The organism is Bradyrhizobium sp. Pha-3 (assembly GCF_042258325.1).
GTDB classification, from domain to species: Bacteria; Pseudomonadota; Alphaproteobacteria; order Rhizobiales; family Xanthobacteraceae; genus Bradyrhizobium; species Bradyrhizobium elkanii.
This window is the reverse complement of sequence record NZ_CP170151.1, coordinates 3,939,091-3,963,956: the sequence shown is the minus strand read 5'-3', so window position 1 is coordinate 3,963,956 and position 24,866 is coordinate 3,939,091. Positions and strand designations below refer to the sequence as shown.

At 64.9% G+C, this 24,866-nt stretch carries 24 protein-coding genes; 9 read left to right on the top strand and 15 right to left on the bottom strand.

Annotated elements, in window-relative coordinates:
- The first annotated feature begins 38 nt into the window (after positions 1-38).
- Both ACE10X_RS18295 and ACE10X_RS18290 read left to right on the top strand, forming a co-directional pair.
- The gene (locus ACE10X_RS18295) at positions 39-362 is read left to right on the top strand and encodes a hypothetical protein (RefSeq protein WP_038384036.1); all 324 of its coding nucleotides are present in this window, start codon (positions 39-41) and stop codon (positions 360-362) included.
- 143 nt (positions 363-505) lie between these two features.
- On the top strand, positions 506-1,669 hold the full coding sequence (locus ACE10X_RS18290; protein WP_051002920.1) for a DUF2865 domain-containing protein: 1,164 nt from the start codon (positions 506-508) through the stop codon (positions 1,667-1,669).
- A gap of 7 nt (positions 1,670-1,676) precedes the next feature.
- Here the strand turns inward: ACE10X_RS18290 and ACE10X_RS18285 are convergent, their stop codons facing one another.
- From ACE10X_RS18285 to ACE10X_RS18275, 3 genes are all read right to left on the bottom strand, one after another.
- On the bottom strand, positions 1,677-3,428 hold the full coding sequence (locus tag ACE10X_RS18285; protein WP_304555830.1) for an NAD+ synthase: 1,752 nt from the start codon (positions 3,426-3,428) through the stop codon (positions 1,677-1,679).
- 148 nt (positions 3,429-3,576) lie between these two features.
- Positions 3,577-3,930 carry a diacylglycerol kinase gene (locus tag ACE10X_RS18280; protein ID WP_028334253.1) on the bottom strand — a complete coding sequence of 118 codons (354 nt, stop codon included), beginning with the start codon at positions 3,928-3,930 and terminating at the stop codon, positions 3,577-3,579.
- 53 nt (positions 3,931-3,983) lie between these two features.
- Positions 3,984-5,372: a class II 3-deoxy-7-phosphoheptulonate synthase gene (locus ACE10X_RS18275; RefSeq protein ID WP_028334252.1), complete on the bottom strand. Its 1,389-nt coding sequence runs from the start codon at positions 5,370-5,372 to the stop codon at positions 3,984-3,986.
- Between the two features lie 151 nt (positions 5,373-5,523).
- On the opposite strand from ACE10X_RS18275, the gene ACE10X_RS18270 reads away from it, so the two are divergent.
- Positions 5,524-6,450: an alpha/beta fold hydrolase gene (locus tag ACE10X_RS18270; RefSeq protein WP_375764443.1), complete on the top strand. Its 927-nt coding sequence runs from the start codon at positions 5,524-5,526 to the stop codon at positions 6,448-6,450.
- Positions 6,451-6,493: 43 nt separating this feature from the next.
- On the opposite strand, the gene ACE10X_RS18265 is transcribed toward ACE10X_RS18270, so the two are convergent.
- From ACE10X_RS18265 to ACE10X_RS18235, 7 genes are all read right to left on the bottom strand, one after another.
- Positions 6,494-7,435, bottom strand: coding sequence for an IS110 family transposase (locus ACE10X_RS18265; RefSeq protein ID WP_375764572.1), 942 nt, complete (start codon positions 7,433-7,435; stop codon positions 6,494-6,496).
- Positions 7,436-7,830: 395 nt separating this feature from the next.
- Positions 7,831-8,184: a cupin domain-containing protein gene (locus ACE10X_RS18260; protein WP_038384033.1), complete on the bottom strand. Its 354-nt coding sequence runs from the start codon at positions 8,182-8,184 to the stop codon at positions 7,831-7,833.
- Between the two features lie 57 nt (positions 8,185-8,241).
- On the bottom strand, positions 8,242-8,451 hold the full coding sequence (locus ACE10X_RS18255) for a DUF2934 domain-containing protein (RefSeq protein WP_038384032.1): 210 nt from the start codon (positions 8,449-8,451) through the stop codon (positions 8,242-8,244).
- A 451-nt stretch (positions 8,452-8,902) separates the two neighbouring features.
- Complete coding sequence (gene gor, locus ACE10X_RS18250) at positions 8,903-10,288, bottom strand: glutathione-disulfide reductase (RefSeq protein ID WP_038384031.1); 1,386 nt, start codon at positions 10,286-10,288, stop codon at positions 8,903-8,905.
- A gap of 171 nt (positions 10,289-10,459) precedes the next feature.
- Positions 10,460-10,993 carry a DUF2059 domain-containing protein gene (locus ACE10X_RS18245; protein WP_028344553.1) on the bottom strand — a complete coding sequence of 178 codons (534 nt, stop codon included), beginning with the start codon at positions 10,991-10,993 and terminating at the stop codon, positions 10,460-10,462.
- A 23-nt stretch (positions 10,994-11,016) separates the two neighbouring features.
- Complete coding sequence (gene rpiA / locus ACE10X_RS18240) at positions 11,017-11,709, bottom strand: ribose-5-phosphate isomerase RpiA (RefSeq protein ID WP_038384030.1); 693 nt, start codon at positions 11,707-11,709, stop codon at positions 11,017-11,019.
- A gap of 112 nt (positions 11,710-11,821) precedes the next feature.
- The gene (locus tag ACE10X_RS18235) at positions 11,822-12,655 is read right to left on the bottom strand and encodes an SDR family NAD(P)-dependent oxidoreductase (RefSeq protein ID WP_038384029.1); all 834 of its coding nucleotides are present in this window, start codon (positions 12,653-12,655) and stop codon (positions 11,822-11,824) included.
- 75 nt (positions 12,656-12,730) lie between these two features.
- Between ACE10X_RS18235 and ACE10X_RS18230 the strand changes: the two genes are divergently transcribed.
- The 6 genes from ACE10X_RS18230 to ACE10X_RS18205 all read left to right on the top strand — a co-directional run bounded on the left by ACE10X_RS18230 (position 12,731) and on the right by ACE10X_RS18205 (position 19,327).
- Positions 12,731-13,411 carry an HAD hydrolase-like protein gene (locus ACE10X_RS18230; protein ID WP_035633942.1) on the top strand — a complete coding sequence of 227 codons (681 nt, stop codon included), beginning with the start codon at positions 12,731-12,733 and terminating at the stop codon, positions 13,409-13,411.
- A gap of 161 nt (positions 13,412-13,572) precedes the next feature.
- A complete protein-coding gene (locus tag ACE10X_RS18225; RefSeq protein ID WP_038384028.1) occupies positions 13,573-14,058 on the top strand; it encodes a PEGA domain-containing protein in 486 nt (161 codons plus the stop codon).
- Positions 14,059-14,313: 255 nt separating this feature from the next.
- On the top strand, positions 14,314-15,348 hold the full coding sequence (gene moaA, locus ACE10X_RS18220) for a GTP 3',8-cyclase MoaA (protein WP_038384027.1): 1,035 nt from the start codon (positions 14,314-14,316) through the stop codon (positions 15,346-15,348).
- 342 nt (positions 15,349-15,690) lie between these two features.
- Positions 15,691-16,230, top strand: coding sequence for a TRAP transporter small permease subunit (locus ACE10X_RS18215; RefSeq protein WP_028334243.1), 540 nt, complete (start codon positions 15,691-15,693; stop codon positions 16,228-16,230).
- Complete coding sequence (locus tag ACE10X_RS18210; RefSeq protein WP_038384026.1) at positions 16,227-17,828, top strand: TRAP transporter large permease subunit; 1,602 nt, start codon at positions 16,227-16,229, stop codon at positions 17,826-17,828. The genes ACE10X_RS18215 and ACE10X_RS18210 overlap by 4 nt, the downstream gene beginning before the upstream one ends.
- Positions 17,829-18,046: 218 nt before the next feature.
- Positions 18,047-19,327 carry a M20/M25/M40 family metallo-hydrolase gene (locus ACE10X_RS18205; RefSeq protein WP_038384025.1) on the top strand — a complete coding sequence of 427 codons (1,281 nt, stop codon included), beginning with the start codon at positions 18,047-18,049 and terminating at the stop codon, positions 19,325-19,327.
- Positions 19,328-19,360: 33 nt separating this feature from the next.
- Here ACE10X_RS18205 and ACE10X_RS18200 read toward each other — a convergent pair whose 3' ends face one another.
- From ACE10X_RS18200 to ACE10X_RS18180, 5 genes are all read right to left on the bottom strand, one after another.
- Positions 19,361-20,689 carry a HAMP domain-containing sensor histidine kinase gene (locus tag ACE10X_RS18200; RefSeq protein ID WP_304555839.1) on the bottom strand — a complete coding sequence of 443 codons (1,329 nt, stop codon included), beginning with the start codon at positions 20,687-20,689 and terminating at the stop codon, positions 19,361-19,363.
- Positions 20,690-20,691: 2 nt separating this feature from the next.
- A complete protein-coding gene (locus ACE10X_RS18195) occupies positions 20,692-21,366 on the bottom strand; it encodes a response regulator transcription factor (RefSeq protein WP_038384022.1) in 675 nt (224 codons plus the stop codon).
- A 391-nt stretch (positions 21,367-21,757) separates the two neighbouring features.
- Complete coding sequence (locus ACE10X_RS18190; RefSeq protein ID WP_038384023.1) at positions 21,758-22,846, bottom strand: TRAP transporter substrate-binding protein; 1,089 nt, start codon at positions 22,844-22,846, stop codon at positions 21,758-21,760.
- A gap of 299 nt (positions 22,847-23,145) precedes the next feature.
- A complete protein-coding gene (locus ACE10X_RS18185; protein ID WP_028344542.1) occupies positions 23,146-24,234 on the bottom strand; it encodes a TRAP transporter substrate-binding protein in 1,089 nt (362 codons plus the stop codon).
- A gap of 306 nt (positions 24,235-24,540) precedes the next feature.
- Positions 24,541-24,777 carry a hypothetical protein gene (locus ACE10X_RS18180; RefSeq protein WP_038384021.1) on the bottom strand — a complete coding sequence of 79 codons (237 nt, stop codon included), beginning with the start codon at positions 24,775-24,777 and terminating at the stop codon, positions 24,541-24,543.
- Between the last annotated feature and the right edge of the window lie 89 nt (positions 24,778-24,866).

The following is a 24,866-nucleotide window of genomic DNA, read 5'->3' as shown; positions in this document are numbered from 1 at the left end:
GACGCATGCGGATTCCTCGCCATTTTCACCGGTGCACCATGCGGCCTGTTTCAGCATTGATTGCCTACACGCTCTTCCTTGCTCCGTCCTTCCTTGTCTCCTCGGCCGCGCTGGCCGACAGCCGCGTCTTCATCGTCGCCAACCAGGCGGACGGCTACGGCATCGACCAGTGCCTCGCGCGCGGCGACCGTTGCGGTGCCTCCGCCGCCCGCGCCTATTGCCGGTCACGCGATTTTGCGCAGGCCACCAATTACCGCCGCGTCGATCCCGACGAGATCACCGGCGCGGTTCCGCACGCCGCGAATGAAAAATGCAGCGGCAACAGCTGCGGTGAATTCGTCGCCATCACCTGCCAGCGTTGAGCCAAGCCGCTGGTCGGGCGGGGTTATTGCCACACCGGCGCCCCGGAAACGACGTGACGCTGCCCCGAGAAACGGCTATTGCAGCGGCCTTGCCCGCGCGCTTTGGCGTTGATCGCCGCGCGGCGTCGTTTTAATGGCCGGACATGCCCAATAGCTCCCGTTCTCGCTTCTCCTGGTTTCTGACGTGCGCCGTGCTGGCCGGCATCGCCCTGCCCGCCACGCATGCCCTGGCGCAAGTGCCGCCCGGCCCGCCCGGTCCGGCTCCGCAAGCCGCGCCGCAACCCAATCCGCAGGCCAATCCGATGTGCGGCCGGCTCGAAGGCCAGCTGGCGGCGATCGACCGCGGCGGCGGCTCCGGCGATCCGGCCAAGGACGAGCAGATCCGCCGCTATCAGGACGCGGCAACCCGCCAGCAGGGCGAATTGGATCGCGTGACGGCGCAGGCGCGGCGCATGGGCTGCGACAGCTCCGGGTTCTTCTCGCTCTTCAATAACAATTCGGCGCAGTGCGGTCCGGTCAACACCCAGATCCAGCAGATGCGCGCCAATCTCGACCAGATCACCGCCAATCTCGAGCGGCTGCGCTCCGGCGGTCTCGGCGGCGCCGACCGCGAGAACCAGCGCCGCTCGGTCCTGACCGCGCTGGCGCAGAACAATTGCGGTCCGCAATATGCCGCGGCCGCGCGTGGCCCCGGCAACTTCCTCGAGAACCTGTTCGGCGGCGGTGGCGGCGGCAATCCCAACAATCCGCTGCCCCCGCCCGACGCACAGTATGGCGCCCAGTCCGGCACCTACCGCACCGTCTGCGTCCGCACCTGCGACGGCGCCTATTTCCCGATCTCGTTCGCAACGGTGCAGGCGCGCTTCGCCGCCGACGAGCAGATCTGCAAGGCGCAGTGCCCGGCCGCGGATGCCAGCCTGTTCACCTACCGAAATCCCGGCGAGGACATCAACCAGGCGGTCTCGATCAGCGGTGTGTCCTACTCGTCGCTGCCGAACGCCTTCAAGTACCGCACCGAGTTCAATCCGTCCTGCTCCTGCAAGCCGGCCGGCCAGAGCTGGGCCGAGGCGCTGAAGGCGGTCGACGACAAGGCGTCCGCCGAGCAGCAGGGCGACATCATCGTCACCGAGGAGAGCGCGCGGAAGATGCAGCAGCGCGCGCAGACCAAGGCCCCGGCCGGCAAGAAGGGCGCGCCCGCAGCCGCAGCTCAACAGCAGCCCGCAGCCGCTGACGCCACAGCACCGGCCGCGCCGGCGAGCGACGGCCAGATCCGCACCGTCGGCCCGACCTTCATCCCGAAGCGGTAAGAAGAGCTCAGCCCTCGAACGCTTCCGCCGACGCGCGCGAGGTGCGCGCCACCAGCGTCTCGTCGGGCGCCGGCAACGCCTTGCCGAAATCGCGGAAGCGGTTGGTGATGGGATAGCGGCGGTCGCGGCCGAAATTCTTCCGCGTCACCTTCACCCCCGGCGCCGCCTGCCGCCGCTTGTATTCGGCGATGTTGAGCAGGCGATCGATCCGGGCCACCACGTCGCGGTCGAAGCCGGCTTCTATGATGGTCGCCAGCGGCTCCTCGCGCTCCACCAGCCGCTCGAGGATCGCGTCCAGCACGTCGTAGGGCGGCAGCGAATCCTGGTCGGTCTGGTTCTCGCGCAACTCGGCGGTCGGCGGCCGGATGATGATATTGACCGGGATCACCTCGCCTGACGGCCCGAGCGCGCCGTCCGGCTTCCAGCCATTGCGCAGGCTCGACAGGCGGAACACCTCGGTCTTGTAGATGTCCTTGATCGGATTGAAGCCGCCGTTCATGTCGCCATACAGCGTGGCGTAACCGACCGACATCTCCGACTTGTTGCCGGTGGTCACCACCATGGCGCCGGTCTTGTTGGAGATCGCCATCAACAGCGTGCCGCGGGCGCGCGCCTGCAAATTCTCCTCGGTGATGTCGCGCTCCAGCCCCTTGAACACCGGCGCCAGGATCGTCTCGAAGCCGTTCACGGCATCGGCGATCGGCAGGATCTCGTAGCGGATGCCGAGCGCCGCGGCGAGCTTGGCGGCATCGTCGAGCGACACCTGCGCGGTGTAGCGGAACGGCAGCATCACGCCGCGCACCTTGTCGGCGCCGAGCGCATCGACCGCGATCGCCGCGCACAGCGCCGAGTCGATGCCGCCGGAAACGCCGAGCAGCACGCCGGGAAAACCGTTCTTGCGGACATAGTCGCGCAGGCCGAGCACGCAGGCCGCGTAGTCGGCCTTGTCGCCCTCGAGCTGCGCCGTGATCGGCCCCGAGCAGCGCCAGCCGTCGGCGGTCTTGCGCCAGGTCAGCGTCGTGATGTTCTCCTCGAACGCCGGAAGCTGCGCCGCGACGGAGAGATCGGCATTCAGCGCGAACGAGGCGCCGTCGAAGATCAGCTCGTCCTGGCCGCCGACCTCGTTGAGATAGACCAGCGGCAGTCCGCTCTCGGTGACGCGCGCCACCACGATCGACAGCCTGAGGTCGGCCTTGTCGCGGGCATAGGGCGAGCCGTTCGGCACCACGAGAATCTCGGCGCCGGTCTCGGCGAGACATTCGACGACGTTCTCGTACTCTTCGGACTCCTCGAGCCAGATGTCCTCGCAGACCGGCACGCCGATGCGCACGCCGCGCACCGTCACGGGGCCCGGCGCCGGGCCGCGCGCGAACAGCCGCTTCTCGTCGAACACGCCGTAATTCGGCAGATTGGCCTTGAAGCGCAGCGCGGCGATGCGGCCGCCGTCGAGCAGCGCGCAGGCATTGTAGAGCTTGCCGTCCTCGACCCAGGGCGTGCCGATCAGCATCGCCGGGCCGCCATCCCTGGTCTCGCGCGCCAGTTCCTCGATCGCGGCGCGGCAGGCCGACTGGAAAGCCGGCTTGAGCACCAGATCCTCCGGCGGATAGCCGGCGATGAACAGTTCCGACAGCACCACGAGGTCGGCACCGTCGGCCTTGGCCGTCTCGCGCGCGGCGCGCGCCTTCGCGGCGTTGCCGGTGACGTCACCGACCGTCGGATTGAGTTGCGCCAGGGTAATCTTGATCTGTTGTTCGCTCATACGCTTAAGTTGTCCTGCACAACCGCAAACTTCAATCACCTTCCGGTCATGGTGCGATTGCAGAAATCGCACCATGACCGGCGGGAGCTTCTTTTGAGCATGATCTGATCGGAAAACCGGTTCCCACTTTTCCGGATCCTGCTCGGGATCAGAACGCGCCCATGCGTTCGGCGAGGGCAAACAGCCAGAACAGGCCGGCCATGACGAGCGCGACGCCGACCGCGGCCGAGCCCATGTCCTTGACCCGCCCGATCTGCGGATCGTGATCCATGGTCAGGCGATCGGCGAGCTTCTCGATCGCGGTATTGAGCAGCTCGATGACGAGCACCAGCACCACGGTCGCGACCAATTCGACCCGGCGCATCACGGTGGCGCCGACCAGCCAGGCCAGCGGCAGCGACAGCGCCAACGCCACCACCTCCTCGCGAATCGCCTGCTCCGAGCGAATGGCAAATGCCAGCCCGTTGCGCGAGTTGATGGTGGCTCGCCAGAACCTCAGCAAGTCACAGTCCCCAAGTCACTGCCCCAGTCACTGTCTCAAGTCACTGCCTCAAATCACAACCCAGCGGCGGCCGGCATCGGTTTGACCTTGCCGGCGCGCTCCTGCTTCAAGAGCTCGGCGATCAGGAAGGCCATGTCGATCGACTGTTCGGCGTTGAGGCGGGGGTCGCAGACCGTGTGGTAGCGGTCGTTGAGGTCCTCATCGGTGATGGCGCGCGCGCCGCCGATGCATTCGGTGACGTCCTGTCCGGTCATCTCCAGGTGCACGCCGCCGGCATGGGTGCCTTCGGCGGCGTGGATCTGGAAGAACGACCGCACTTCCGACAGCACGCGGTCGAACGGCCGCGTCTTGTAGCCCGAGGTCGAGGTGATGGTGTTGCCGTGCATCGGATCGCACGACCACACCACCTTGCGCCCTTCCCGCTGCACGGCGCGGATCAGGCCCGGCAGATGATCGCCGACCTTGTCGGCGCCGAACCGGTTGATCAGGGTCAGGCGCCCCGGCTCATCGTCGGGATTGAGGATGTCGATCAGCTTCAACAGCTCGTCCGGCTTCAGCGAGGGGCCGCATTTCAGGCCGATCGGATTCTTGATGCCGCGGAAATATTCGACATGGCCGTGATCGAGCTGACGGGTGCGGTCGCCGATCCAGATCATGTGGCCGGAGGTCGCGTACCAGTCGCCGGTGGTGGAATCGACCCGCGTCATCGCCTGCTCGTAGCCGAGCAGCAACGCCTCGTGGCTGGTGTAGAAATCGGTGGCGCGCAGCTCGGGATGGCTCTCGAGATCAAGGCCGCAGGCGCGCATGAAGTTCAGCGCATCCGAGATGCGGTCGGCCAGCTCCTTGTAGCGGCGGGACTGCGGCGAATCCTTCAGGAAGCCGAGCATCCACTGATGCACGCTGCCGAGATTGGCGAAGCCGCCGGTGGCGAACGCGCGCAGCAGGTTCAGCGTCGCGGCGGATTGGCGATAAGCCATCAGCTGGCGCTGCGGATCGGGAATGCGCGCTTCCGGCGTGAAGGCGATGTCGTTGACGATGTCGCCGCGATAGCTCGGCAGCTCGACATCGCCCTGCTTCTCGGTCGGCGACGAGCGCGGCTTGGCGAACTGGCCGGCGATGCGGCCGACCTTCACCACCGGCAGCGCGCCGGCATAGGTCAGCACGACCGCCATCTGCAACAGGACGCGGAAGAAGTCGCGGATGTTGTTGGCGCCGTGCTCGGCAAAGCTCTCGGCGCAGTCGCCGCCCTGCAGCAGGAAGGCCTCGCCGGCGGCGACCCGCCCCAGCGCCTTCTTCAGGCTGCGCGCCTCACCCGCGAACACCAGCGGCGGAAAGGTCGCCAGCTGGGCCTCGACATCGGCCAATGCCTTGGCATCGGGATAGTCGGGCACCTGCAGCACCTTCTTGGCGCGCCAGCTATCGGGTGTCCACCGCTCGGACATGAGGTCAACTCCTGAGCAAAAACCGCAACTTAATCACGGCATGACGAAAGCCCGGCTTATACACAGGGCCCCGCTTTCCCGCTAGAAGGATTCCTGCAATCTGGTCAAGCCCTTGCAGGGAAATCCGAATTCGCATTTGGTAGAGCATAGCATGAATGCCGGGGAAATCGCCGTGGCCTCCGCCGCGCTGGACGACGTTTTTAGCGACGACATCGTCGTGCCGGCCGCGGACGGCTATCCGCTCGCCGCGACGTTGTTCCTGCCGCGCGGCACGCGGCGCCACGCCGTCCTGATCAACTCGGCGACCGCCGTGCCCCGCAAGGTCTATCGCGGCTTTGCCGGCTACCTCGCCCGCCGCGGTGCGGCTGTCCTGACCTACGACTACCGCGGCACCGGCGAAAGCCGGCCGATGGCGGCGACCGGCCTCAACAAGCCGAAATCGCTGGCCGGCTTCAAGGCCACGATGGCGGACTGGGCCGCGCTCGACGCCACCGCGGCGGTGAGCTGGATGCGCGAGCGCTATCGCAACCTCCCCTTCGCCTATGTCGGGCACTCCTTCGGCGGCCAGGCGCTCGGGCTCCTCGCCAACAACGCCGAAATTCCGCGCGCGCTCCTGATCGCCTCGCAGGCGGCCTATTGGAAGCTGATGGCCTCGCCCGAGCGCTACCGCGTCGTCGCCTTCCTGAACGGCGTCGGCCTGCCGCTGGCGCGCGCGCTCGGCTACCTGCCCGCCTGGGCCGGCCTCGGCATGGACCTGCCGAGGGGCGCGTTCGAGCAATGGCGGGGCTGGGTGATGCGGGAGCGCTATCTGCTCGATGATGCCACGCTCAAGGCGCGCGAAAATTTTCCGAAGTTCAAGGGCAAGCTCCGCGCGCTTGTCATGACCGACGACACCTGGGCGACGCGGCCGGCGGTCGAATTGCTGTGCTCCGCCTTCACATCGATCACGCCTGAGATCATCTCGATCCGTCCCGCCGACGCCGGCGCAAAAGCGATCGGCCATCTCGGCTTCTTCCGCAGCGACCACCGCGATGCGCTGTGGCGCGGCGCTGCGGAGTGGATTGAGGCGGAGGGGTAAGCGCGGCACTCTCCGGTGTCGTCCCAGCGAAAGCAGGCAACTGTTATGTTGGTTTGGTCTGCAGGTACGGCTTTCGGTCTCGCATCATGGCATTGAGGACCGTGAGCAGCTTCCTGGCGACGGCGATGAGGGCGAGTTTGGCTGGTTTTCCGGCCTGTCGCAGTCGTGCATAGAAGGCCTTGAACGGATCAGCTCTGCGAACTGCGTTGAGGGCCGCCATATAAAGGGCGTCACGAACGCGCTTTCGGCCGCCCGCAATCTTGCGCTTGCCGCGGAAGGTGCCGCTGTCGACGTTGAAGGGAGCAAGGCCAGCGAGCGCTGCGAGTTGTTTCGGTCCGACCCGCCCGAGTTCCGGCATCTGCGCGATGAGCTGTATGCAGGCCACGGGACCCACGCCGGGCAGCGAACGCATTAACTTCGCATCGTCCGCGATCTGCGCTTCGGCTTTAATCAATGCGCTGATGTCGGCCTCGATCTCGGCGATCTCGCTGTCGAGGACCTCGATGAGGCGGCCAATGCGTTCGGCCATGGCGCGATCGTCGGCCTCGCTGCGCCGGTTCTTCTCCTGGGCGCGCATGAGGACCAGCTGATCCCGCCGTTTTGCAAGCCTCGCCAAGGCGCCCCGTGCAGGATCGGCGACCTGCTCGGGGGCGGGCTGCATGGCCCGCGCAAAGGCCGCCAGCATCCGCGCATCGATCGGATCGGTCTTGGCGAGCAGGCCGCTGGCCCGTGCAAAGTCGCGGGCACGGGCCGGGTTGATCCGTGCGAACTGGATCCCGGCCTGACGCAGCGCCTCGCGAAGCGCGAGGTCATAGATACCCGTCGCCTCGAAGACCACCAGCGCATCGCATTGCCAACGCGCCACCTGCTGTGTGATGGCCTGTGTCGCGTTGGCAATGCGCCTCGGCACGCCGTCAGCCTCATCAAAGATATCGAGGTGTTTTTTGGAGACGTCGATTCCGACGTAACGAAGAGCTATGATCACGGTGCCTGCCCCTGTGATGCGAGGTCTGTTGCGCAGCCTCGTGCAACTGTTCAGGTTGATAGATGGAACGGGCGGGAGACCGAGCCGGCTCGCGGCGTCAAGCGCCAAGGACCCAACGGCTTCCCGCCCACCCACATCCTGACAGACTTCCAAGACACAGGGACCCATAACCACAGGGCTGCGTTGTTGAAACAGGCTGTGGCTCCAGCGCAGCAAGCCGGCTGACGTCGGCGGCTATGGGTCCCTGCTTTCGCTGGGACGACACCGCATGAATTGCGCTGCCGGTGAGCCATGCTTTCGCATTCGCGCGACATCAATCGCCCGAGCCTTGCCCTTCAACTCGGATCCGCGGTCAAAATGATGGGTATCGCTTCGCTCCACCCATCCTGCCAGTCTCACACCACTTTCCTTGCCGCCGCCGTCGCCGCATCACCCGTGTTCGGCGTCCCGGTCGGTTCGATCAGCAGCAGATGCACCTCTTCCCGTGCGACCGGACGATGCTCGACGCCTTTCGGCACGATGTACATCTGGCCGGGAGTCAGCGTCACGGTGCGGTCGCGCAGCTCGATGTCGAGGATGCCTTTCAGGACGAGGAAGAAGTCGTCGGTGTCGTCGTGCTTGTGCCAGACGAACTCGCCCTGCACCTTCACCACCATGACGTCGCAGGCGTTGAATTGCGCGACGGTGCGCGGCGACCAGTGGTCGGAGAATGTCGATAGTTTCTGCGAAAGATCGATCGCGTCGCTCATGATGCCTCCGCGTCCGGGCCAGCCTGCCGGACTCGTTAGCTCAGCCGTGCGACGCACTCAATGCACGCCCCTTAGTCTCTCCGGATAAGTCGTCGGCTCTCGATGGCCGTTCTTGTCGCAGGGCGTTTCGCCGTTGGCGGCCTTGCGCGCCAGCAGTTCCTTTTCGGCCTGATACCACAACTGATCCATGTTGCCCTGTGGCTCGCCGGCGTCCTTCCACAATTCGTAAGCTCGGGTCCGAATCTCCTGCTCGGATGGTCCTGGCATGCGCGGCTCCCTCAATTTGTGACTCAAACTGTTTGAGAGTGGAACTGCCAGCATAGCGCAAGGTTCCAAGGTGCGCGACATGACGCGCTGCCACGGGTGCCGATGCTGTGCGCTGCACGGCCCTTCACCGTGTGTGATGGGGGTATCGGCCCTGATGCACAAATTGGGCGCCAGAGGGTTGCGCTGCCGCGGTGCGCGCCGTCTTACGGAAGCAAGCTACCCCTTCTGAGGTATGAAACCTTTGCGGGCTCGTGCAGACTTATCTTCATCAGGATTTTGCCGTTACCGTCCTGGGGCTAGAGACAGCGCCGCTCGCATGTATTTTAAGCGGGCGGCGTTGGGCTGTCAGGCAGGGCTCGTTGCCTGTTCCCAATCGATCGCTCCCAATTCCCATCTGCGAGTGCCTTGGCCGGGACGGCACCAGGGGCAAGGCCGGCCTGTGGGTAGCTCCCTACTCCGCCGCCTGGCGCACATGGCGCGCGGTCGGGGTGCGCATCGTGACCAGCTCTTCGGAGGCGGTCGGATGCAGCGCGATGGTGGCGTCGAAATCGGCCTTGGTGGCCTTCATTTTCACGGCGATCGCGACGGCCTGGGTGATTTCGGCGGCGCCATCGCCGACGATGTGGCAGCCGAGCACGCGGTCGCTCGCGCCGTCGACCACGAGCTTCATCAGCACGCGAGTGTCGCGGCCGGACATCGTCGCCTTGATCGGGCGGAAATCGGTCTTGTAGATGTTGACGTGGCTGAACTGCGCCCGCGCCTCTTCTTCCGTGAGTCCGACGGTGCCGACCTCCGGCTGCGAGAACACCGCAGTCGGGATCGTGGCGTGGTCGACCTCGACCGGGCGCTTGCCGAACACCGTGTCGGCGAAGGCATGGCCCTCGCGGATCGCAACCGGAGTCAGATTGGTGCGGTGGGTGACGTCGCCGACCGCATAGATGTTGTCGACCGAGGTCTTCGACCAGCCGTCGACCTGGATGCCGCCATTGGCGGGGTTGATGGCGACGCCGGCGGTCTCCAGCCCGAGATTGGCGACATTGGGATGCCGGCCGATCGCGAACATCACCTGGTCGGAGGCGATGCTCGAGCCGCTCGACAGATGCGTGGTAAAGTCACGGCCGTGCTTGTCGATCTTCGCCACCGTGCAGCCGGTGATGACGGTGATGCCGCGCTTCTCCATCTCGGCGCGGACATGTTTGCGCACGTCCTCGTCGAAACCGCGCAGGATGTTGTCGCCGCGATAGATCACCGTGACGTCGGAGCCGAAGCCGGCGAAGATGCCGGCGAATTCCAGCGCGATGTAGCCGCCGCCCTGGATCACGATCCGCTTCGGCAGCTCCTTGAGGTGAAACGCCTCGTTGGAGGAGATCACGTGCTCGATGCCGGGCACGATCGGCCCGTGATTGGGCGCGCCGCCGGTCGCGATCAGGATGTACTTCGCCGTCACCTTCTCGCCGGTGGCGAGCCTGATGGTGTGGGCATCCTCCAGCACCGCGCGGGTCTTCACGATCCGTGCGCCCGACTTCTCGACATTGCTGGTGTAGGCGCCCTCGAGCCGGGCGATCTCCTTGTCCTTGTTGGCGACGAGAGTGGCCCAGTCGAATGAGACCTGCCCGATGCTCCAGCCGAAGCCGGCCGCGTCCTCGATCTCGTCGTGGACGTGGCTGCCGATCACGAACAGCTTCTTCGGCACGCAGCCGCGGATCACGCAGGTGCCGCCCATCCGGTACTCTTCGGCGACCATGACCTTCGCGCCGTAGCCGGCGGCGATGCGGGCGGCACGAACGCCGCCCGAACCACCACCGATGACAAACAGGTCGACGTCAAACTCGGCCATTTTTGCACCCAACCTTGGCAACCACGCCGAAAATCGGCTCTTGCAACTGGTACCCCTCATCCTGAGGAGCCCGCGAAGCGGGCGTCTCGAAGGATGGAGGCCACAGAGGGGCCTCATGGTTCGAGACGCGCTCCGCGCTCCTCACCATGAGGGTCCAATAGCGCCGCGCGCTCAGATATCCTTGCCGCGCTTCTTCATCTCGGCCTTGAACTGGGCGTTGACGATCACGCCAAACTGCTGCGCCCACTCCTGCATATATCTCAGCGAATCGTTGATTGCCTTGGGCTCGGAGGTCAAAAGCTTCTGACCGAGCGGCGTCTTGTAGAAGATCACGAGATCCTTGAGCTCCTGCTCGGTGAACTCGGCGGCGTAGAGCTGCGCCATGCCCTCGCCGATTTCCTTCTCGCTGCCAGCCAGATTCTTGGCGATGACCAGCGCGACCTCGTTGAGATCCTTCTGGTAGTTCAGGTACTGCTGCAGCAGGCCGGTCTTGGTCTTCTCGATAATGCCCGGAACGGCGCCGGCATACATCACCGAGACGTTCTTCATCGTCAGGATTTCCTTGGCGTATCCGATCGCCGCGGGGGTCGACTGCTTGACGTCCTTGGGCATGGGGGGCAGCTGCGGCTGCTGCGCCATCGCCGGTGCGAGCGCCAGTCCAGCCGCCAGGGCCGCAGCCGACAAAAGTCCCGAAAAACGCTTCATTCCAAGTCTCCTTGCTTGCGGCCTCATGGCCGTTCAACAACCCGAATTCCCTGCGCGCCGGCCAGCACGGCGACGCTGCCAAGCCCGATGAACAGGCCGTGTTCGACCACGCCCGGAATCACGCTGAGCAAACCGGCAAGACGCGGCGGATCGCCGATCCGGCCGAGATGGGCATCGACGATCCAGTGGCCGCCATCGGTGACAAAAACGTGACCGTCCTTGCCCTTCCGGATCAGCATTTCGCCTAACACGCCGGCCTCCGAAAACGCCCGCGCCATCGCGGCTTGGGTCGCGGCGAGCCCGAACGGGATCACCTCGACCGGCAGCGGAAAGCGGCCGAGCACGTCGACCCATTTACTGTCGTCGGCGATCACGATCATGCGATCACTGGCGGCCGCGACGATCTTCTCGCGCAGCAGCGCACCGCCGCCGCCCTTGATCAGGTTGAGCGCCGGGTCGATCTCGTCGGCGCCGTCGATGGTGAGGTCGAGATGGTCGATTTCGTCCAGCGTGGTCAGCGGAACGCCGCAGCGGATAGCATCCGCGCGGGTCGCTTCCGAGGTCGGCACGCCGATCACCTTCATGCCCGACCGGACCTTCTCGCCGAGCAGCTCGACGAAATGCTTGGCGGTCGATCCGGTGCCGAGCCCGAGCTTCATGCCGTCACGCACCTCTTCGAGTGCGCGCGCCGCCGCCTGGCGTTTCAGTGCGTCCATGTCCACGTGCCGATAGCCCTTAGTTGTCGGTTACGGGCCGCCATCGGGTGGCCCGGCGGGCGCATATCTAGCGTCGTTTTGCAGGCAGGAATAGCGGCAAGCGGACCAGTCTTTAGGCCGAAACCGCGTCCATCGCGGCCAAAATCGCCGAAAAGCGCTGTTCGACCTCTGCCCGCATCCCGGGGTGGGTGAAAATGTAGAACTGGTCGTCGCGGATCGCGGCCAGCACCTGCCCCGCAACCGACGCCGGGTCGAGACCGGCCTCCAGGCGACGCGCGATCTCGGCGACGACAGCGGCCATCGGGCTTGCCGGATCGAGCTGACGGGTCGGGCCGTACTGCTCCGGGCGATTGCGCCCGCTCTCGCCGATCCGGGTCCGCACAAAGCTCGGACAGAGCACGCTGACGCCGATCCCGAGCGGCCTGAGCTGCATGGCGAGCCCTTCGGACAGGCTGACGACGGCGAACTTGGTCGCCGAATACGGGCTCAGGCCAAGCCCGGCATTCATCCCGGCCATCGATGCCGTGTTGACGATATGACCGCCCTCGCCATGCTGGCGGATGTGCGGCAGGAAGCTCCTGATGCCGTGCACGACGCCCATCAAATTGACGTCGATCACCCAGCGCCAGTCGTCGACCGAGATCGGGTCGATACCGCCGCCGGCCGCGACGCCGGCATTGTTGCAGAGGACATGAACCTTGCCGAAGGCGCGGAACGATGCTTCTGCCGCGCGATCGACGCTCAAGGGATCGGCAACGTCGCAGACTACACCATGGACATCCGCGCCGCCGGCGCGCAGCGCATCGACGGCCTTGTCCAGCGGACCGGTTTCGATATCGGCGAGCATCACCTTCATGCCCTCGCGGGCGAAGACGGTTGCCATCGCAAGTCCGATTCCGCTGGCCGCGCCGGTGACAAAAGCGGCTTTTCCGGCAAGTTCCCGCATCTCAGCCTCCCTATTTCACGACGTGCCCACATCTACTCTTGCATCGCAGCGCCCGGCCCGATAGCCAAAAGCATCATGTCCGCCTCCTCTCCCCCCATCGTCGTATTCGATCTCGACGGCACTCTGGTTGACACCGCGCCCGATCTGATCGCCGCGCTGAACCATGTGCTCGACCGCGAGGGCCTGCGGCCGGTGCCGCTGGCGGCCGCGCGCAACATGATCGGCGCCGGCGCGCGCAAGCTGCTCGAACGCGGGCTCGAGGTGGAAGGACGCGCGGTCAGCGTCGGTGATCTCGATCGCTTGACCAAGGATTTCGTCGACTATTATGCCGAGCATATCGCCGACGGCTCGCGGCCGTTCGACGGGCTCGAGGGCGCGCTCGACCGGCTCGAGGCAAAGGGCCATCGCTTTGCGGTGTGCACCAACAAGCTGGAATGGCTGTCGAAGCTGCTGCTCGACCGGCTCGGCCTGACCAAGCGCTTCGCCGCGATCTGCGGCGCCGATACCTTTGGCATCGCAAAACCCGATCCGACGTTCCTGCGCGAGACGGTGGCCCGCGCCGGCGGCCGGCTGCCCGGCGCCATCATGGTCGGCGATGCCGGCCCCGATGTCGGGGTCGCAAGGCGCGCCCAGGTCCCGGTGATCGGCGTCGATTTTGGCTATACCGACGTTCCGATGACCGAACTCAAGCCGGACCGGCTGATCAGCCATATGCGCGATCTGCCGGACGCCGTCGCCAGCCTGAGCGCGGCATAGACTTTCTGCAACATACTGATATCGCTTGGCAATATTTAGCCATGCGATTCTGCCATTAACCATCCTTTAACGAGCAGGCCCCCCGCTGTTGCGCCTCTGTTTCGACGCACCTATGGTCCGCTCCGGGGATTGTGGCTGATTGCCGCAGTAGAGTGTGGATCATGCGTCGTATCATCGTGATTGCGGCCGCCGGGCTGAGCCTGGCCGGCTGCTCCTCCTTCTCATTGGATTCGTTCAAGTCGGCGCCGCCGCCGATGCCGGTGCAGCTGGATTCGAACCCGCCGGGCGCCGACGCCGTGACCTCGCTCGGGCCGGGCTGCAAGACGCCCTGCACCGTGTCGATCCCGGCGCCGGAGACCAACTTCTCCGTCACCTTCAACATGCCGAAGTTCCAGCCGGCGACCGTGCCGGTCACCGTGACCCGCGTTCCCGGCGACTTCACCACGCCGGCCACCACCACGCTCGATCCGAGTCCAGTGTTCGCCGAGTTGCAGCCGGCCGGCCCGCCGCCGCGCGCGGCGAAGAAGCCGGCGCGGAAGAAGAGGCCGAAGCCGGCTGCCGCTGCGGCGCCTGCCGCCGCTCCTGACTCCGCGTTCCCCGCCCCGAGCGCGGCTGCGCCGGCGCCGGCCGCCGCTCCGTCGCGCTAGCGCGGGCGGCTGCACCGGATTTGCACTGCACAAGAGCCCGGCCCAAAGCCGGGTTTTTGTATGTGGTCGAGGCACATCCGCGATTGCGATCATCCATCGCGCGATATGCCTCGCTTATCGCTTTGCATGTTGCGGATCATCCATACGATCATCCCTTGGGACGCATTGTGACAACGCGCCAACATGCATAGATTGCGGATGCCGGAGCCGATCACGGCGCGGCAGCCAGGAAACAGATTGCAAGGCCCGAACTGAATGAACGGATCCACGCAAGCGCATTCCGACACGCTGTTTCGTCCGATGACCGACCCGTTCGGCCGGACCATCCGTTATTTGCGCGTCTCCGTCACCGACCGCTGCGACTTGCGCTGCTTCTACTGCATGTCGGAAGACATGACCTTCCTGCCGAAGGCCGATCTGCTGACGCTGGAAGAGCTCGACCGGCTCTGCTCGGCTTTCGTCGCCAAGGGCGTGCGCAAGATCCGCCTCACCGGCGGCGAGCCGCTGGTCCGCCGCAACGTGATGGGCCTGGTGCGCTCGCTGTCGCGCCATCTGACCACGGGCGCACTCGACGAATTGACGCTGACCACCAACGGTTCGCAGCTGGCGCGCTTCGCCGAGGAGCTCGCCGATTGCGGCGTGCGCCGCGTCAACGTCTCGCTCGACACGCTCGACCCCGTAAAATTCCGGGCCATTACCCGCTGGGGCGATATCGACAAGGTGCTGTCGGGCATCGAGGCGGCGCGGTCGGCGGGACTTGCGGTCAAGATCAACGCGGTCGCGCTCAAGAACATGAACGAGGACGAGATTCCCGCGCTGATGGAATGGGCGCACGGCAAGGGCATGGGCCTGACCTTGATCGAGGTGATGCCGATGGGCGACATCGGCGAAGGCCGGATCGATCAGTACGTGCCGCTGTCCTTGATGCGCGCGCGGCTCGAGAAGCACTACACGCTGACCGATCTTTCCGACGACACCGGCGGCCCCGCCCGCTACGTCCGGGTCGCCGAAACCGGCGGCAAGCTCGGCTTCATCACGCCGATGACCCATAATTTCTGCGAATCCTGCAACCGGGTGCGGATCACCTGCACCGGCACGCTGCACACCTGCCTCGGCCACGAGGACGCCTCCGACCTGCGCCGGCCGCTGCGCGCCTCCGCCGACAACGACCTGCTGGCGGCAGCCATCGACCGGGCCATCGGACTGAAGCCGAAGGGGCACGATTTCATCATCGACCGCCGCCACAACCGTCCGAGCGTCCGCCGCCACATGAGCGTGACCGGCGGCTAGTTTTCAACCTCCCTCCCGACGCGCGGCCTGTCCCCCGATTACCAAGGCGGGACAACAGTTTGCCGCGGCGTCAATTTGCCCATTTTCCGATTGACGGCGTTCCACGGCGCTGATTTGGTGAATCAGCTTTCACGCTAGTCTGGCCAGCATAGGCCGCTGCCCTCCGTCGGCTCCCGCCGACGACCCCCGGCAGCCAAGAACGGCTGAAGCGGATTTCGGGGGAGGACGAACGTTTGCAACTGCTCCTGAAAGTGAGCCGTGGCTCCGTGCGCATGCGCGCGGCGGCCAGATGATGCTTGAAGAGATATTCGGCGCGCGGATGGCGCGGCCGTGGAGATCGTGATGCGCCCATTGTTGGCATTAAGTCAGGCCATCGACCAACTCAACGAGAAGATCGGCTACATCTGCAACCTGCTGGTGCTGATCTCGTGCCTGGTCAGTGCCGGCAACGCCATGATCCGCTACGCGTTCAGCTACTCCTCGAACGGCTGGCTCGAGGCGCAGTGGTACATGTTCGCGATCCTCGTGATGTTCGGCGCCTCCTACACCTTCAAGCGCAACGAGCATGTCCGCGTCGAGATCATGTATCTGATGCTGTCCGAACGCGGCCAGCTCTGGCTCGACCTGATCGGAACGCTGTTCTTCCTGATCCCGGCCTGCCTCCTGCTCGCCTATCTGTCGTGGCCGTTCTTCTACCAGGCCTACGCGGTCGGCGAGATGAGCGGCAACGCCGGCGGCCTCTTACGCTGGCCGATCAAGTTCGTTATCCCGTCCGGCTTCGTGATGCTTGCGCTGCAAGGCGTCTCTGAGGTGATCAAGCGGATCGCCGCGCTGCAGGGCTACGTGACCATCGACGCGAAGTATGAGAGGCCGACTCAATGATCACGCTGGAGATGATGCCGCCACTGATGTTCGGCGGCCTGATCGTAGCGATGCTGATCGGTTATCCGGTGGCGTTCACGCTCGCCGCGGTCGGCCTGTCGTTCGGGTTCCTCTCGATCTATCTCGGCTTCTTCGACCTCAACTTCCTGCAGGCGATCCCGGGCCGCATCTTCGGCAGCGTGCTGTCCAACGAGCTGCTGCTGGCAATCCCGTTCTTCACCTTCATGGGCGCGATATTGGAGAGATGCGGGCTCGCCGAGGACATGCTGGATTCGATGGGCCAGTTGTTCGGCCCGATCCGCGGCGGCCTCGGCTATTCCGTGATCATCGTCGGCTTCATCCTCGGCGCCATCACCGGCACGGTGGCAGCGCAGGTGATCGCGATGGCGCTGATCTCCATGCCGGTGATGATCCGCTACGGCTACAACATCCGCTACATCACGGGCGTGCTCGCCGCCTCCGGCACCATCACGCAACTTGTCCCTCCCTCTCTCGTCCTGATCGTGCTCGCCGACCAGCTCGGCAAGTCGGTCGGCGACATGTATCTCGGTGCCTGGGGTCCGTCGGTGTTCCAGATCCTGCTGTTCGCCGGCTACACCTTCCTGCTCGGCATCTTCAAGCCGAGTCATGTGCCGGCGGTGCCGATCGAGGCGCGCACGCTGACCGGCTGGGCGCTGTGGAAGAAGTGCCTGCTCGGCATCATCCCCTCGGCGGTGCTGATCTTCGTCGTGCTCGGCACCATGATGATGGGCCTTGCGACCCCGACGGAAGCCGGCGCCATGGGCGCGGTCGGCGCCATCGTGCTCGCCGCCATCCACCACAAGGATTTCAGTGCCACCGGCAACAAGGTGCTGATAACAGGCGTGATCGCCGGCGGCATCGGCACCATCATCGCGATGCTCTACAGCGAGAACCTGCTCTTCAAGCTCGCCTTCGCGATCACCTACGCCGCGGTGGTCTGGATCTGCCTCGAGGCCGTCAAGATTCCGGACCTGCGCGACCTGATCAAGCAGGGCTACGAGACCACCATGCGGATCACCTGCATGGTCACCTTCATTCTGATCGGCTCGACCTGCTTCTCGGTCGTGTTCCTCGGCGTATCCGGCGGCACCTGGCTGGAGCACCATCTGACCTCGCTGCCCGGCGGCGTCTGGGGCTTCCTGATCTTCATCAACCTGTTCATCTTCTTCCTGGCGTTCTTCCTCGACTTCTTCGAGATCGCGTTCATCATCCTGCCGATGATCGCGCCGATCGCGCAGAAGGTGCTGGCGCCGGTGGTCGGTCCCGACGCCGCGCTGATCTGGTTCGGCGTGATGCTCTGCGTCAACATGCAGACCTCGTTCCTGCATCCGCCGTTCGGCTTCGCGCTGTTCTATCTGCGCGGCGTGGCACCGAAGGAAGTGAAGAGCTCTGACATCTACTGGGGCGCAATGCCCTGGATCGGCCTGCAGGCGATCATGGTGGCGCTGGTGATTGCATTCCCGGTCGTCGTCACCGGACTGCTCGACAAGCCGCTCGATGTCGACCTCAACAAGGTCAAGATCGAGGTGCCGCAGATCGACCTGCCGCCGCTCGACTTCGGACAGCCGAAGCAGTAGCCGGCACCAGCGCATTCGGCCTGCCCAGAGCATTTCGGTTCTGATTGAATCAGAACCGAAGCTCCGGATTCTCGTTTTGACGCGTTTTCTTCACGCGAACCGGCGTCCACTTCGCTCGAAAACGCGCTTGCGGGCGCAAGGCACGCCGCTGTTGACGGCGTCGGCGAGGCCTGTGAAGACGGGGATACGGATCGTTCTCCAACTCACAGATCGCCGCCATGCCCCAATTGCTTCCCGCCCGCTCGCTCATTCGCCCGCTGATGTTGTCGTTTGGTTTGGCGCTTGCCGCACCCGCGGCGCACGCAGCCGACCTTCGCGCCCTGGCGCAACAGGAGCAGCAGCCGCTGCTCGACACTCTGCGCGACCTCGTGCAGATCGAATCCGGCAGCAAGGACATCGACGACCTCAACCAGCTTGCCGAGCGCGTTGCCGGCCAGCTCAAGCAGCTCGGCGGCGCGGTCGATATCCTGCAGACCACCGATGTCTACCGCCTCGACGACACCCCCGAGAAGATCGGCCCGGCCGTGCAGGCCGTCTTCAAGGGCACCGGCAGCGCGAAGATCATGCTGATCGCGCACATGGATACGGTGTATCTCAAGGGCATGCTGAAGGACCAACCCTTCCGCATTGATGGCGACAAGGCCTATGGGCTCGGCATTGCCGACGACAAGCAGGGCGTCGCCACCATTCTCCACGCCGTGGCGTTGCTGCAGAAGCTGAACTTCAAAAATTACGGCACGCTCACGGTGCTGATCAATGGCGACGAGGAGATCTCTTCGCCCGGCTGGCGCAGCACCATCACCCGCCTCGCCGCGGAGCAGGATGCCGTGTTCTCGTTCGAGGGCGGCGGCACCGACGGCACGCTGCGCCTCGCCACCAGCGGCATCGGCTCGGCCTACCTCACGGTGCACGGCAAGTCGTCGCATGCGGGCGCCAGGCCCGAAGGCGGCGTGAATGCGCTCTATGAGCTGTCACACCAGGTGCTGCAGATGAAGGACCTGTCCAAGCCGGAGCAGGGCCTGAAGCTGAACTGGACGGTGTCCAAGTCCGGCACCAACCGCAACGTGATCCCCGCCGAAGCCACCGCCCAGGCCGATGCGCGTGCGCTCAACGTGGCGGATTTCGACGAGCTCGAGAAGGCCCTGCAGGACAAGATCAAGAATCGCCTGCTGCCGGACTCCAGGGTGGACGTGAAGTTCGAGGTGCGCCGTCCGCCGCTCGAAGCGAGCGACGCCTCGCGCCGTATGGCCGGCCACGGCAAGACGATCTATCAGGAGCTGGGCCTGTCTCTGAACGTCGCCGAGCGGGCCACCGGCGGCGGCACCGATGCGGCGTTTGCCGCGCTCAAGACCAAGGGGGCCGTGGTCGAAGGCATGGGCCTGTCGGGCTTCGGCGCGCACTCCAACGATGCCGAATACGTGCAGATCAACAGCATCGTGCCGCGCCTGTATCTGACCACGCGCATGATCGTGGATCTGTCCGACGGCAAGGTGAAATAGACCGGCAGGCTTACGGCACGTTCGCGGGCCGGCTCAGGACGCCGCCGGCTCTGGCTTGGCGAGGCGGAAGCTCAGCGTGAACTGGGCGCCGCCGGACGGCAGGTTCTCCACCCGCACCGTCGCATCGTGATCCTCGACGACGCCGCGCACGATCGAGAGGCCGAGCCCCGCGCCGTCGGTGCGCTGGCGATCGCGACGCCAGAAGCGCTGGAAGATCAGGCCCTGCTCGGCGGGCGCAATCCCCGGCCCGCAGTCGCGCACCTGCACCGAGCCGTTGTCGTGCACCTCGACATCGACCGAGGTCGCATCGGCGGTATACTTGATGGCGTTCTCCGCCAGATTGAAGATCGCGCGCTGCAGCATCTCCGCATTGCCCCTGACCTGCACCGGACTGTCGGTGCCGCGCAGCGCGATGTCCTTGTGCTGCGCCAGCGCGTAGGGCGCGATCGAGCCGACCACCTCGGCGCACACCGCGCGCAAATCCGCGGTCTCGCCGGGATCAAGCACCAGCGTGTCGAGTTCGGCGATCTCGAGCAGCTGGCTGACGATGCGGCTCATGCTCTCGATGTCGGCATGCAGCTCCCTGGTCCCCTTGGCCGCATCGAGCGTCTCGATCCGGGTCCTGAGGATCGCAAGCGGCGTGCGCAGCTGATGCGCGGCATCGGCTGTGAACTGGCGCTGCACGTGAAAGCCTTCCTCAAGGCGATCGAACGCCTGGTTGACGGCCGTCACCAGCGGCAGGATCTCGCTCGGAATCCCCTCCGTCGGAAGGCGGATATCGGTCCTTGCCGGTCCGATGCTTCTCGCCTCCTCCGAGGCCCGCAACAGCGGAATCACCGCGCGGCGGAAGATCAGGATGTCGGTCGCAAGCAGGATCAGAAGGATCGGGATGGTGATCCAGCCAACCCGCCGGAAGAAATTGGAGACGATGTCGTCGATGATGACGTCGCGATGCGACAGGTCCTCGGCGACCAGGATGCGCAACGTCTGGCCGCCGAGCAGCCTGGTGACGCTGGCACCGGAAATCCGGTTGGCCAAGGCCGGCAGTCGCGGCGGCTCGCGATGCGACGAAAACAGCAGATGATCGTCGGCATCGTAGATGTCGTAGCGGTAGCGGCCATAGGCGTCGGAATAGAGCCCCCTCAGGCTGTCCGGCAAATTGAGCTGCACCTTGCCCGTGGCATCGACCGAGAGGTTCTGGCCGAGATCGGCGGCCTGGTCGCGCATCGCTTCGCGATGCAGCTGATTGATCTCCGAATTCAACAGCCACAGCAGCAGCAGCGGCAGGAAGATCGCCGCGACCGCGACCGCCACGATGTGCAGGAACACGATCCGCGACGTCAGCGACTTGAAGCGGAACACGCCTACTTCTCCTCCGCCATCAGATAACCGACGCCCCGAATGGTGTGGATGATGACCCTGGCGCGGTGCTCGGTGAGCAGCTTGCGCAGCCGCGACACGTAAACCTCGACCGCGTTCGAGGCGACCTCGCCGGACAGGCCGAAGATGTGGTCCTCGACATTCTTCTTCGGCACCACCCGCCCCTGCCGCCGCAGCAGGATCTCCAGCACCGATGTTTCACGCGCCGAGAACACGTGCGGAGCGCCGTCGACGAACACCTGCTTGCTCTCGGTGTCGTAGACCAGATTGGCAAGCTTCAGCGAGGAGCCGAGCAGCTGGCCGGGCCGGCGCAGGATGGCTTCGAGCCGCGCCACCAGCTCTTCCAGCGCGAACGGCTTCGCCAGATAGTCGTCCGCGCCGCTGCGCAGGCCGCTGACCCGATCCTGCAGGCCGCCCCGCGCGGTCAGCACCAGGACCGGCAGCGGATCGGTCTTGCGGCGAAGCTCCGACAGCACCGACAAGCCATCGCCGTCGGGCAGTCCGAGATCGAGGATCATGGCGGCATAGCTGACGCTGCGCAGCGCACCGCGCGCCTCGGCAACGCTGTTGACGACATCGGACTCGTATCCCGCCGCCATCAGCCCGCTGGCGAGCAGCCGCGAGAGCTCGACATTGTCCTCGACGATCAGAAGGCGCATCGCAGCAATCCTGACTTCATTCAATCGATCTTCTGCTTGCTGTCGTCAAAACAAGACGCATGCGAAGGTGACGTCTCGATGGCGACACAAGCGCATGTTGCTCCAGCCAGTGTTACTGCCCTGAAAACAGATACCGCCTACCCGCTGCGATCAAGATCCACGCCAGGCGCCTTTGATTGCGCCCGTGTAAGGCTGACGTCAGTTAGCCACGATAATATAACGGATTCCGCGTTCGCGCCCGGAGATCGAGAACTGGCAGCTGCCGCCACGGCCAGCGACCGGCGGTCATGCGTCTTCGCAAGCCGCGCCGCAGCCGTGATCGCGGCATGGAAAAGCCCCGAAGCTTTCGCTCCGAGGCTGATTTCTGTCTTCCTGTCCAACCTCGCAGCAATCACGCCTGCGAGTGGCGCGCCATGAAGTTGTCGTAGCCGACCTCGGCGACCTGGAACCATTGATAGCCGTTGTTGGAGAACGAGGTCAGCGAGTCATAGACCTTCTTGAAGTTGGCATTGGTCGCCGAAACCTCGGCATGGAGCTCCTTGGCGGCCTTGAAGGAAGCCTCCATCACCGCGGCCGGGAACGGACGCAGCTTGGTGCCGACCGCGAGCAGCTTCTTCAGTGCGATCGGATTGGCCTGGTCGTAGCGCGCCATCATCCAGTTGTTGGCGAGATGGCCGGCCTGCTCGAGCACGAACTGATAATGCTTCGGCAGCGCGTTCCACTTGTCGAGGTTGATCATCGCCACCAGCATGGGGCCGCCTTCCCACCAGCCGGGGAAGTAGTAGTTCGGCGCGACCTTGTAGAAGCCGAGCTTCTCGTCGTCGTAGGGACCGACCCACTCGGCCGCATCGATCGTGCCCTTCTCCAGCGCCGGATAGATGTCGCCCCCGGCGAGTTGCTGCGGCACCGCGCCGAGCTTCTGCATCACCTTGCCGGCAAAGCCGCCGATGCGGAATTTGAGGCCCTTGAGATCGTCGACGCTGGCGATCTCCTTGCGAAACCAGCCACCCATCTGGCAGCCGGTGTTGCCGGCGAGCAGTGAGGTGACGTTGTAGCTCTTGTAGAACTCGTTGAGCAGGTCCTTGCCGCCGCCCAGCATGAACCAGGCCTGGTTGAGGCGCATGTTGGGTCCGAACGGCACCGCGGAGCCGAAGGTGAAGGTCGGGTCCTTGCCGAAATAATAGTAGGGCGCGGTGTGCCCCATCTCGACGGTGCCGTTCTGCACGGCGTCGAGCACCTGCAGGCCGGGCACGATCTCGCCGGCGGCAAAGGTCTGGATCTGGAATTTGTTGTCGGTGGCTTCACCCACCGCCTTCGCCATCAGCTCGGCGCCGCCGTGCAGCGTGTCGAGCGACTTCGGCCAGCTCGTCGTCAGGCGCCACTTGAGCTCCGGCATCGACTGCGCGATCGCGGGAGCTGCGACCGTGGCTGCGCCGGCGACGCCCAGACCCGTGACCTTGATGAAATCTCTTCGCTTCATTTGAATCCTGCCCTGTTCGATTGTGTTGTCCGAGCGTCGACTGCTTTCGATCGTCGCGCCGCTTTTCTTTGCCGTCATGACCGATGACCGATCACACGCCGCCTTCGTGCCGAGGCTTCGGATGCGAGCATGGAACATCCCCTTCCCGAATGCCAGACGCAAAAAACCCGGCCTCGTTGCGGAGGCCGGGTTATTTTTGCTCGAAGCTCGTGGCGGGCTTCGATCCTAGGACCGAAGCCCTTGGTTCTTGTTTGCCTGCGTTCTCTCTACGCGAACGCTCATCCGAAACGCCGTGCCGATCAGCCGCGGGTGCGCGAGCGGATCATGAAGCTGTCGAAGGTGTATTCGGCGACCTGCCACCACAGATACTGGTCGGAGCGGTACGCCTGCATGGCATCGATCGACTTCTTGAAGTCGGCATTCTTGGCCGAGATTTCACCCCACAGCTCGTTGGTCGCCTTGAGGCAGGCCTCGAGCACCTCGTTGGTGAACGGACGCAGCTGCGTGCCGCCGGCAACCAGCCGCTTCAGCGCGGAGGGGTTCTGCATGTCGTAGCGCGCGGCCATCCAGCTGTTGGCGTTGGCGGCGCCGTTGGCCAGGATCGCCTGGTAGTTCTTCGGCAGCGCGTTCCACTTCTCCAGGTTGACGAAGGAGTGCACGGTCGGACCGCCTTCCCAGAAGCCCGGATAGTAGTAGTACTTGGCGACCTTCTGGAAGCCGAGCTTCTCGTCGTCATAGGGACCGACCCACTCGGCCGCGTCGATGGTGCCCTTTTCGAGCGCCGGATAGATGTCACCGCCGGCAAGCTGCTGCGGCACCACGCCGACCTTCTGCAGCACCTGGCCGGCAATGCCGCCGATGCGCATCTTCAGGCCCGACATGTCGGCGACGGTCTTGATCTCCTTGCGGAACCAGCCGCCCATCTGGGTGCCGGTGTTGCCGGTCGGGAAACCGATCACGCCGAACTTCTTGAAGAACTCGTTGCCGAGCTCCTGGCCACCGCCCTGGTACCACCAGGAGTTCTGCATGCGGGCATTGAGACCGAACGGCACCGAGGCGTAGATCGCGAAGGTCGGGTCCTTGCCGACATAGTAGTAGGCGACGGTGTGCGACATCTCGACCGTGCCGTTGGAGGTCGCGTCCAGTGCCTGCAGGCCGGGGACGATTTCACCGGCCGCGAACACCTGGATCTGGAACTTGTTGTCGGTCATTTCGGCGACGTACTTCGACAGCTCGACGGCACCGCCATAGATGGTGTCCAGCGACTTCGGGAAGCTCGAGGTCAGGCGCCACTTGATTTCAGGCGAGGACTGCGCGATCGCCGGCGCGGCAACCGCCGTCGCGGCAGCACCGGCCGCAGAAACTTTCAAAAAATCACGACGCTTCATCGTAAGACTTCTCCTTCAGGGGCGTTTCCCATTGACCGCAAGCAGTTCTCCGGCAGGCGCGTGAAGGCCTGCCGAGGCGCTCTGGGTCGGCCCTTTAACACGGAAGGCGGCTTCACGGAAACGCGACAATGGCATGACCGCGCCAATTAAACGAAAGTCTGATGAGGCTGGAAATCAGCCGGAAAATGCGCCTTCAGGCAGCGACGATGACGCCTGGCAGGTGGCCGCGGAGCTGCCGCCGACCGCGCGGTAAATCGCCGCGTGCGGGCCGTCCGGTCCGCGCTCAACCACCGGGTTACGGGGCAATCAGCGCCGCGTCGTCTCCCGCGCCTTCTTGGCTTGATCAGCCAAATACCGCCCGCGCCGGATCCAGCTTTGCGCGGTTGTCTTGCTGACGCCATACGTCTTGGCGATCGCCTCGGCAGCCTCGCCGATCGAGTCGGATTTCTTGGCCATGTTGAATGCCAGCCGGGAGGCCTCTGCGCGCTTCTCCCGCGTCAGATGTTTGCGGTGCTGTTTGTTTGCTTCACGTGATGCTGCCATGTCGATGGTCGCCTCACGGCCCCTTCCGCAGTTTTGGCTTCACGCCGTGGCCGCCTTCCGCTGATCGAAGGGTGGTGCGATTCGGCCAC

Excerpts from the sequence above, each read along its gene's own strand:
- ACE10X_RS18275 (WP_028334252.1), bottom strand. The coding sequence starts at position 5,372 with ATGTCCGAGCGGTGGACACCCGATAGCTGGCGCGCCAAGAAGGTGCTG.
- ACE10X_RS18195 (WP_038384022.1), bottom strand. The coding sequence starts at position 21,366 with ATGCGCCTTCTGATCGTCGAGGACAATGTCGAGCTCTCGCGGCTGCTC.
- ACE10X_RS18210 (WP_038384026.1), top strand. The coding sequence starts at position 16,227 with ATGATCACGCTGGAGATGATGCCGCCACTGATGTTCGGCGGCCTGATC.
- ACE10X_RS18185 (WP_028344542.1), bottom strand. The coding sequence starts at position 24,234 with ATGAAGCGTCGTGATTTTTTGAAAGTTTCTGCGGCCGGTGCTGCCGCG.
- ACE10X_RS18295 (WP_038384036.1), top strand. The coding sequence starts at position 39 with ATGCGGCCTGTTTCAGCATTGATTGCCTACACGCTCTTCCTTGCTCCG.
- ACE10X_RS18245 (WP_028344553.1), bottom strand. The coding sequence starts at position 10,993 with ATGAAGCGTTTTTCGGGACTTTTGTCGGCTGCGGCCCTGGCGGCTGGA.
- ACE10X_RS18180 (WP_038384021.1), bottom strand. The coding sequence starts at position 24,777 with ATGGCAGCATCACGTGAAGCAAACAAACAGCACCGCAAACATCTGACG.
- ACE10X_RS18260 (WP_038384033.1), bottom strand. The coding sequence starts at position 8,184 with ATGAGCGACGCGATCGATCTTTCGCAGAAACTATCGACATTCTCCGAC.
- ACE10X_RS18235 (WP_038384029.1), bottom strand. The coding sequence starts at position 12,655 with ATGCGGGAACTTGCCGGAAAAGCCGCTTTTGTCACCGGCGCGGCCAGC.
- ACE10X_RS18190 (WP_038384023.1), bottom strand. The coding sequence starts at position 22,846 with ATGAAGCGAAGAGATTTCATCAAGGTCACGGGTCTGGGCGTCGCCGGC.
- ACE10X_RS18225 (WP_038384028.1), top strand. The coding sequence starts at position 13,573 with ATGCGTCGTATCATCGTGATTGCGGCCGCCGGGCTGAGCCTGGCCGGC.
- ACE10X_RS18285 (WP_304555830.1), bottom strand. The coding sequence starts at position 3,428 with ATGAGCGAACAACAGATCAAGATTACCCTGGCGCAACTCAATCCGACG.
- ACE10X_RS18205 (WP_038384025.1), top strand. The coding sequence starts at position 18,047 with ATGCCCCAATTGCTTCCCGCCCGCTCGCTCATTCGCCCGCTGATGTTG.
- moaA (WP_038384027.1), top strand. The coding sequence starts at position 14,314 with ATGAACGGATCCACGCAAGCGCATTCCGACACGCTGTTTCGTCCGATG.
- ACE10X_RS18290 (WP_051002920.1), top strand. The coding sequence starts at position 506 with ATGCCCAATAGCTCCCGTTCTCGCTTCTCCTGGTTTCTGACGTGCGCC.
- ACE10X_RS18215 (WP_028334243.1), top strand. The coding sequence starts at position 15,691 with ATGCGCCCATTGTTGGCATTAAGTCAGGCCATCGACCAACTCAACGAG.
- ACE10X_RS18255 (WP_038384032.1), bottom strand. The coding sequence starts at position 8,451 with ATGCCAGGACCATCCGAGCAGGAGATTCGGACCCGAGCTTACGAATTG.
- rpiA (WP_038384030.1), bottom strand. The coding sequence starts at position 11,709 with ATGGACGCACTGAAACGCCAGGCGGCGGCGCGCGCACTCGAAGAGGTG.
- ACE10X_RS18270 (WP_375764443.1), top strand. The coding sequence starts at position 5,524 with ATGAATGCCGGGGAAATCGCCGTGGCCTCCGCCGCGCTGGACGACGTT.
- ACE10X_RS18230 (WP_035633942.1), top strand. The coding sequence starts at position 12,731 with ATGTCCGCCTCCTCTCCCCCCATCGTCGTATTCGATCTCGACGGCACT.
- gor (WP_038384031.1), bottom strand. The coding sequence starts at position 10,288 with ATGGCCGAGTTTGACGTCGACCTGTTTGTCATCGGTGGTGGTTCGGGC.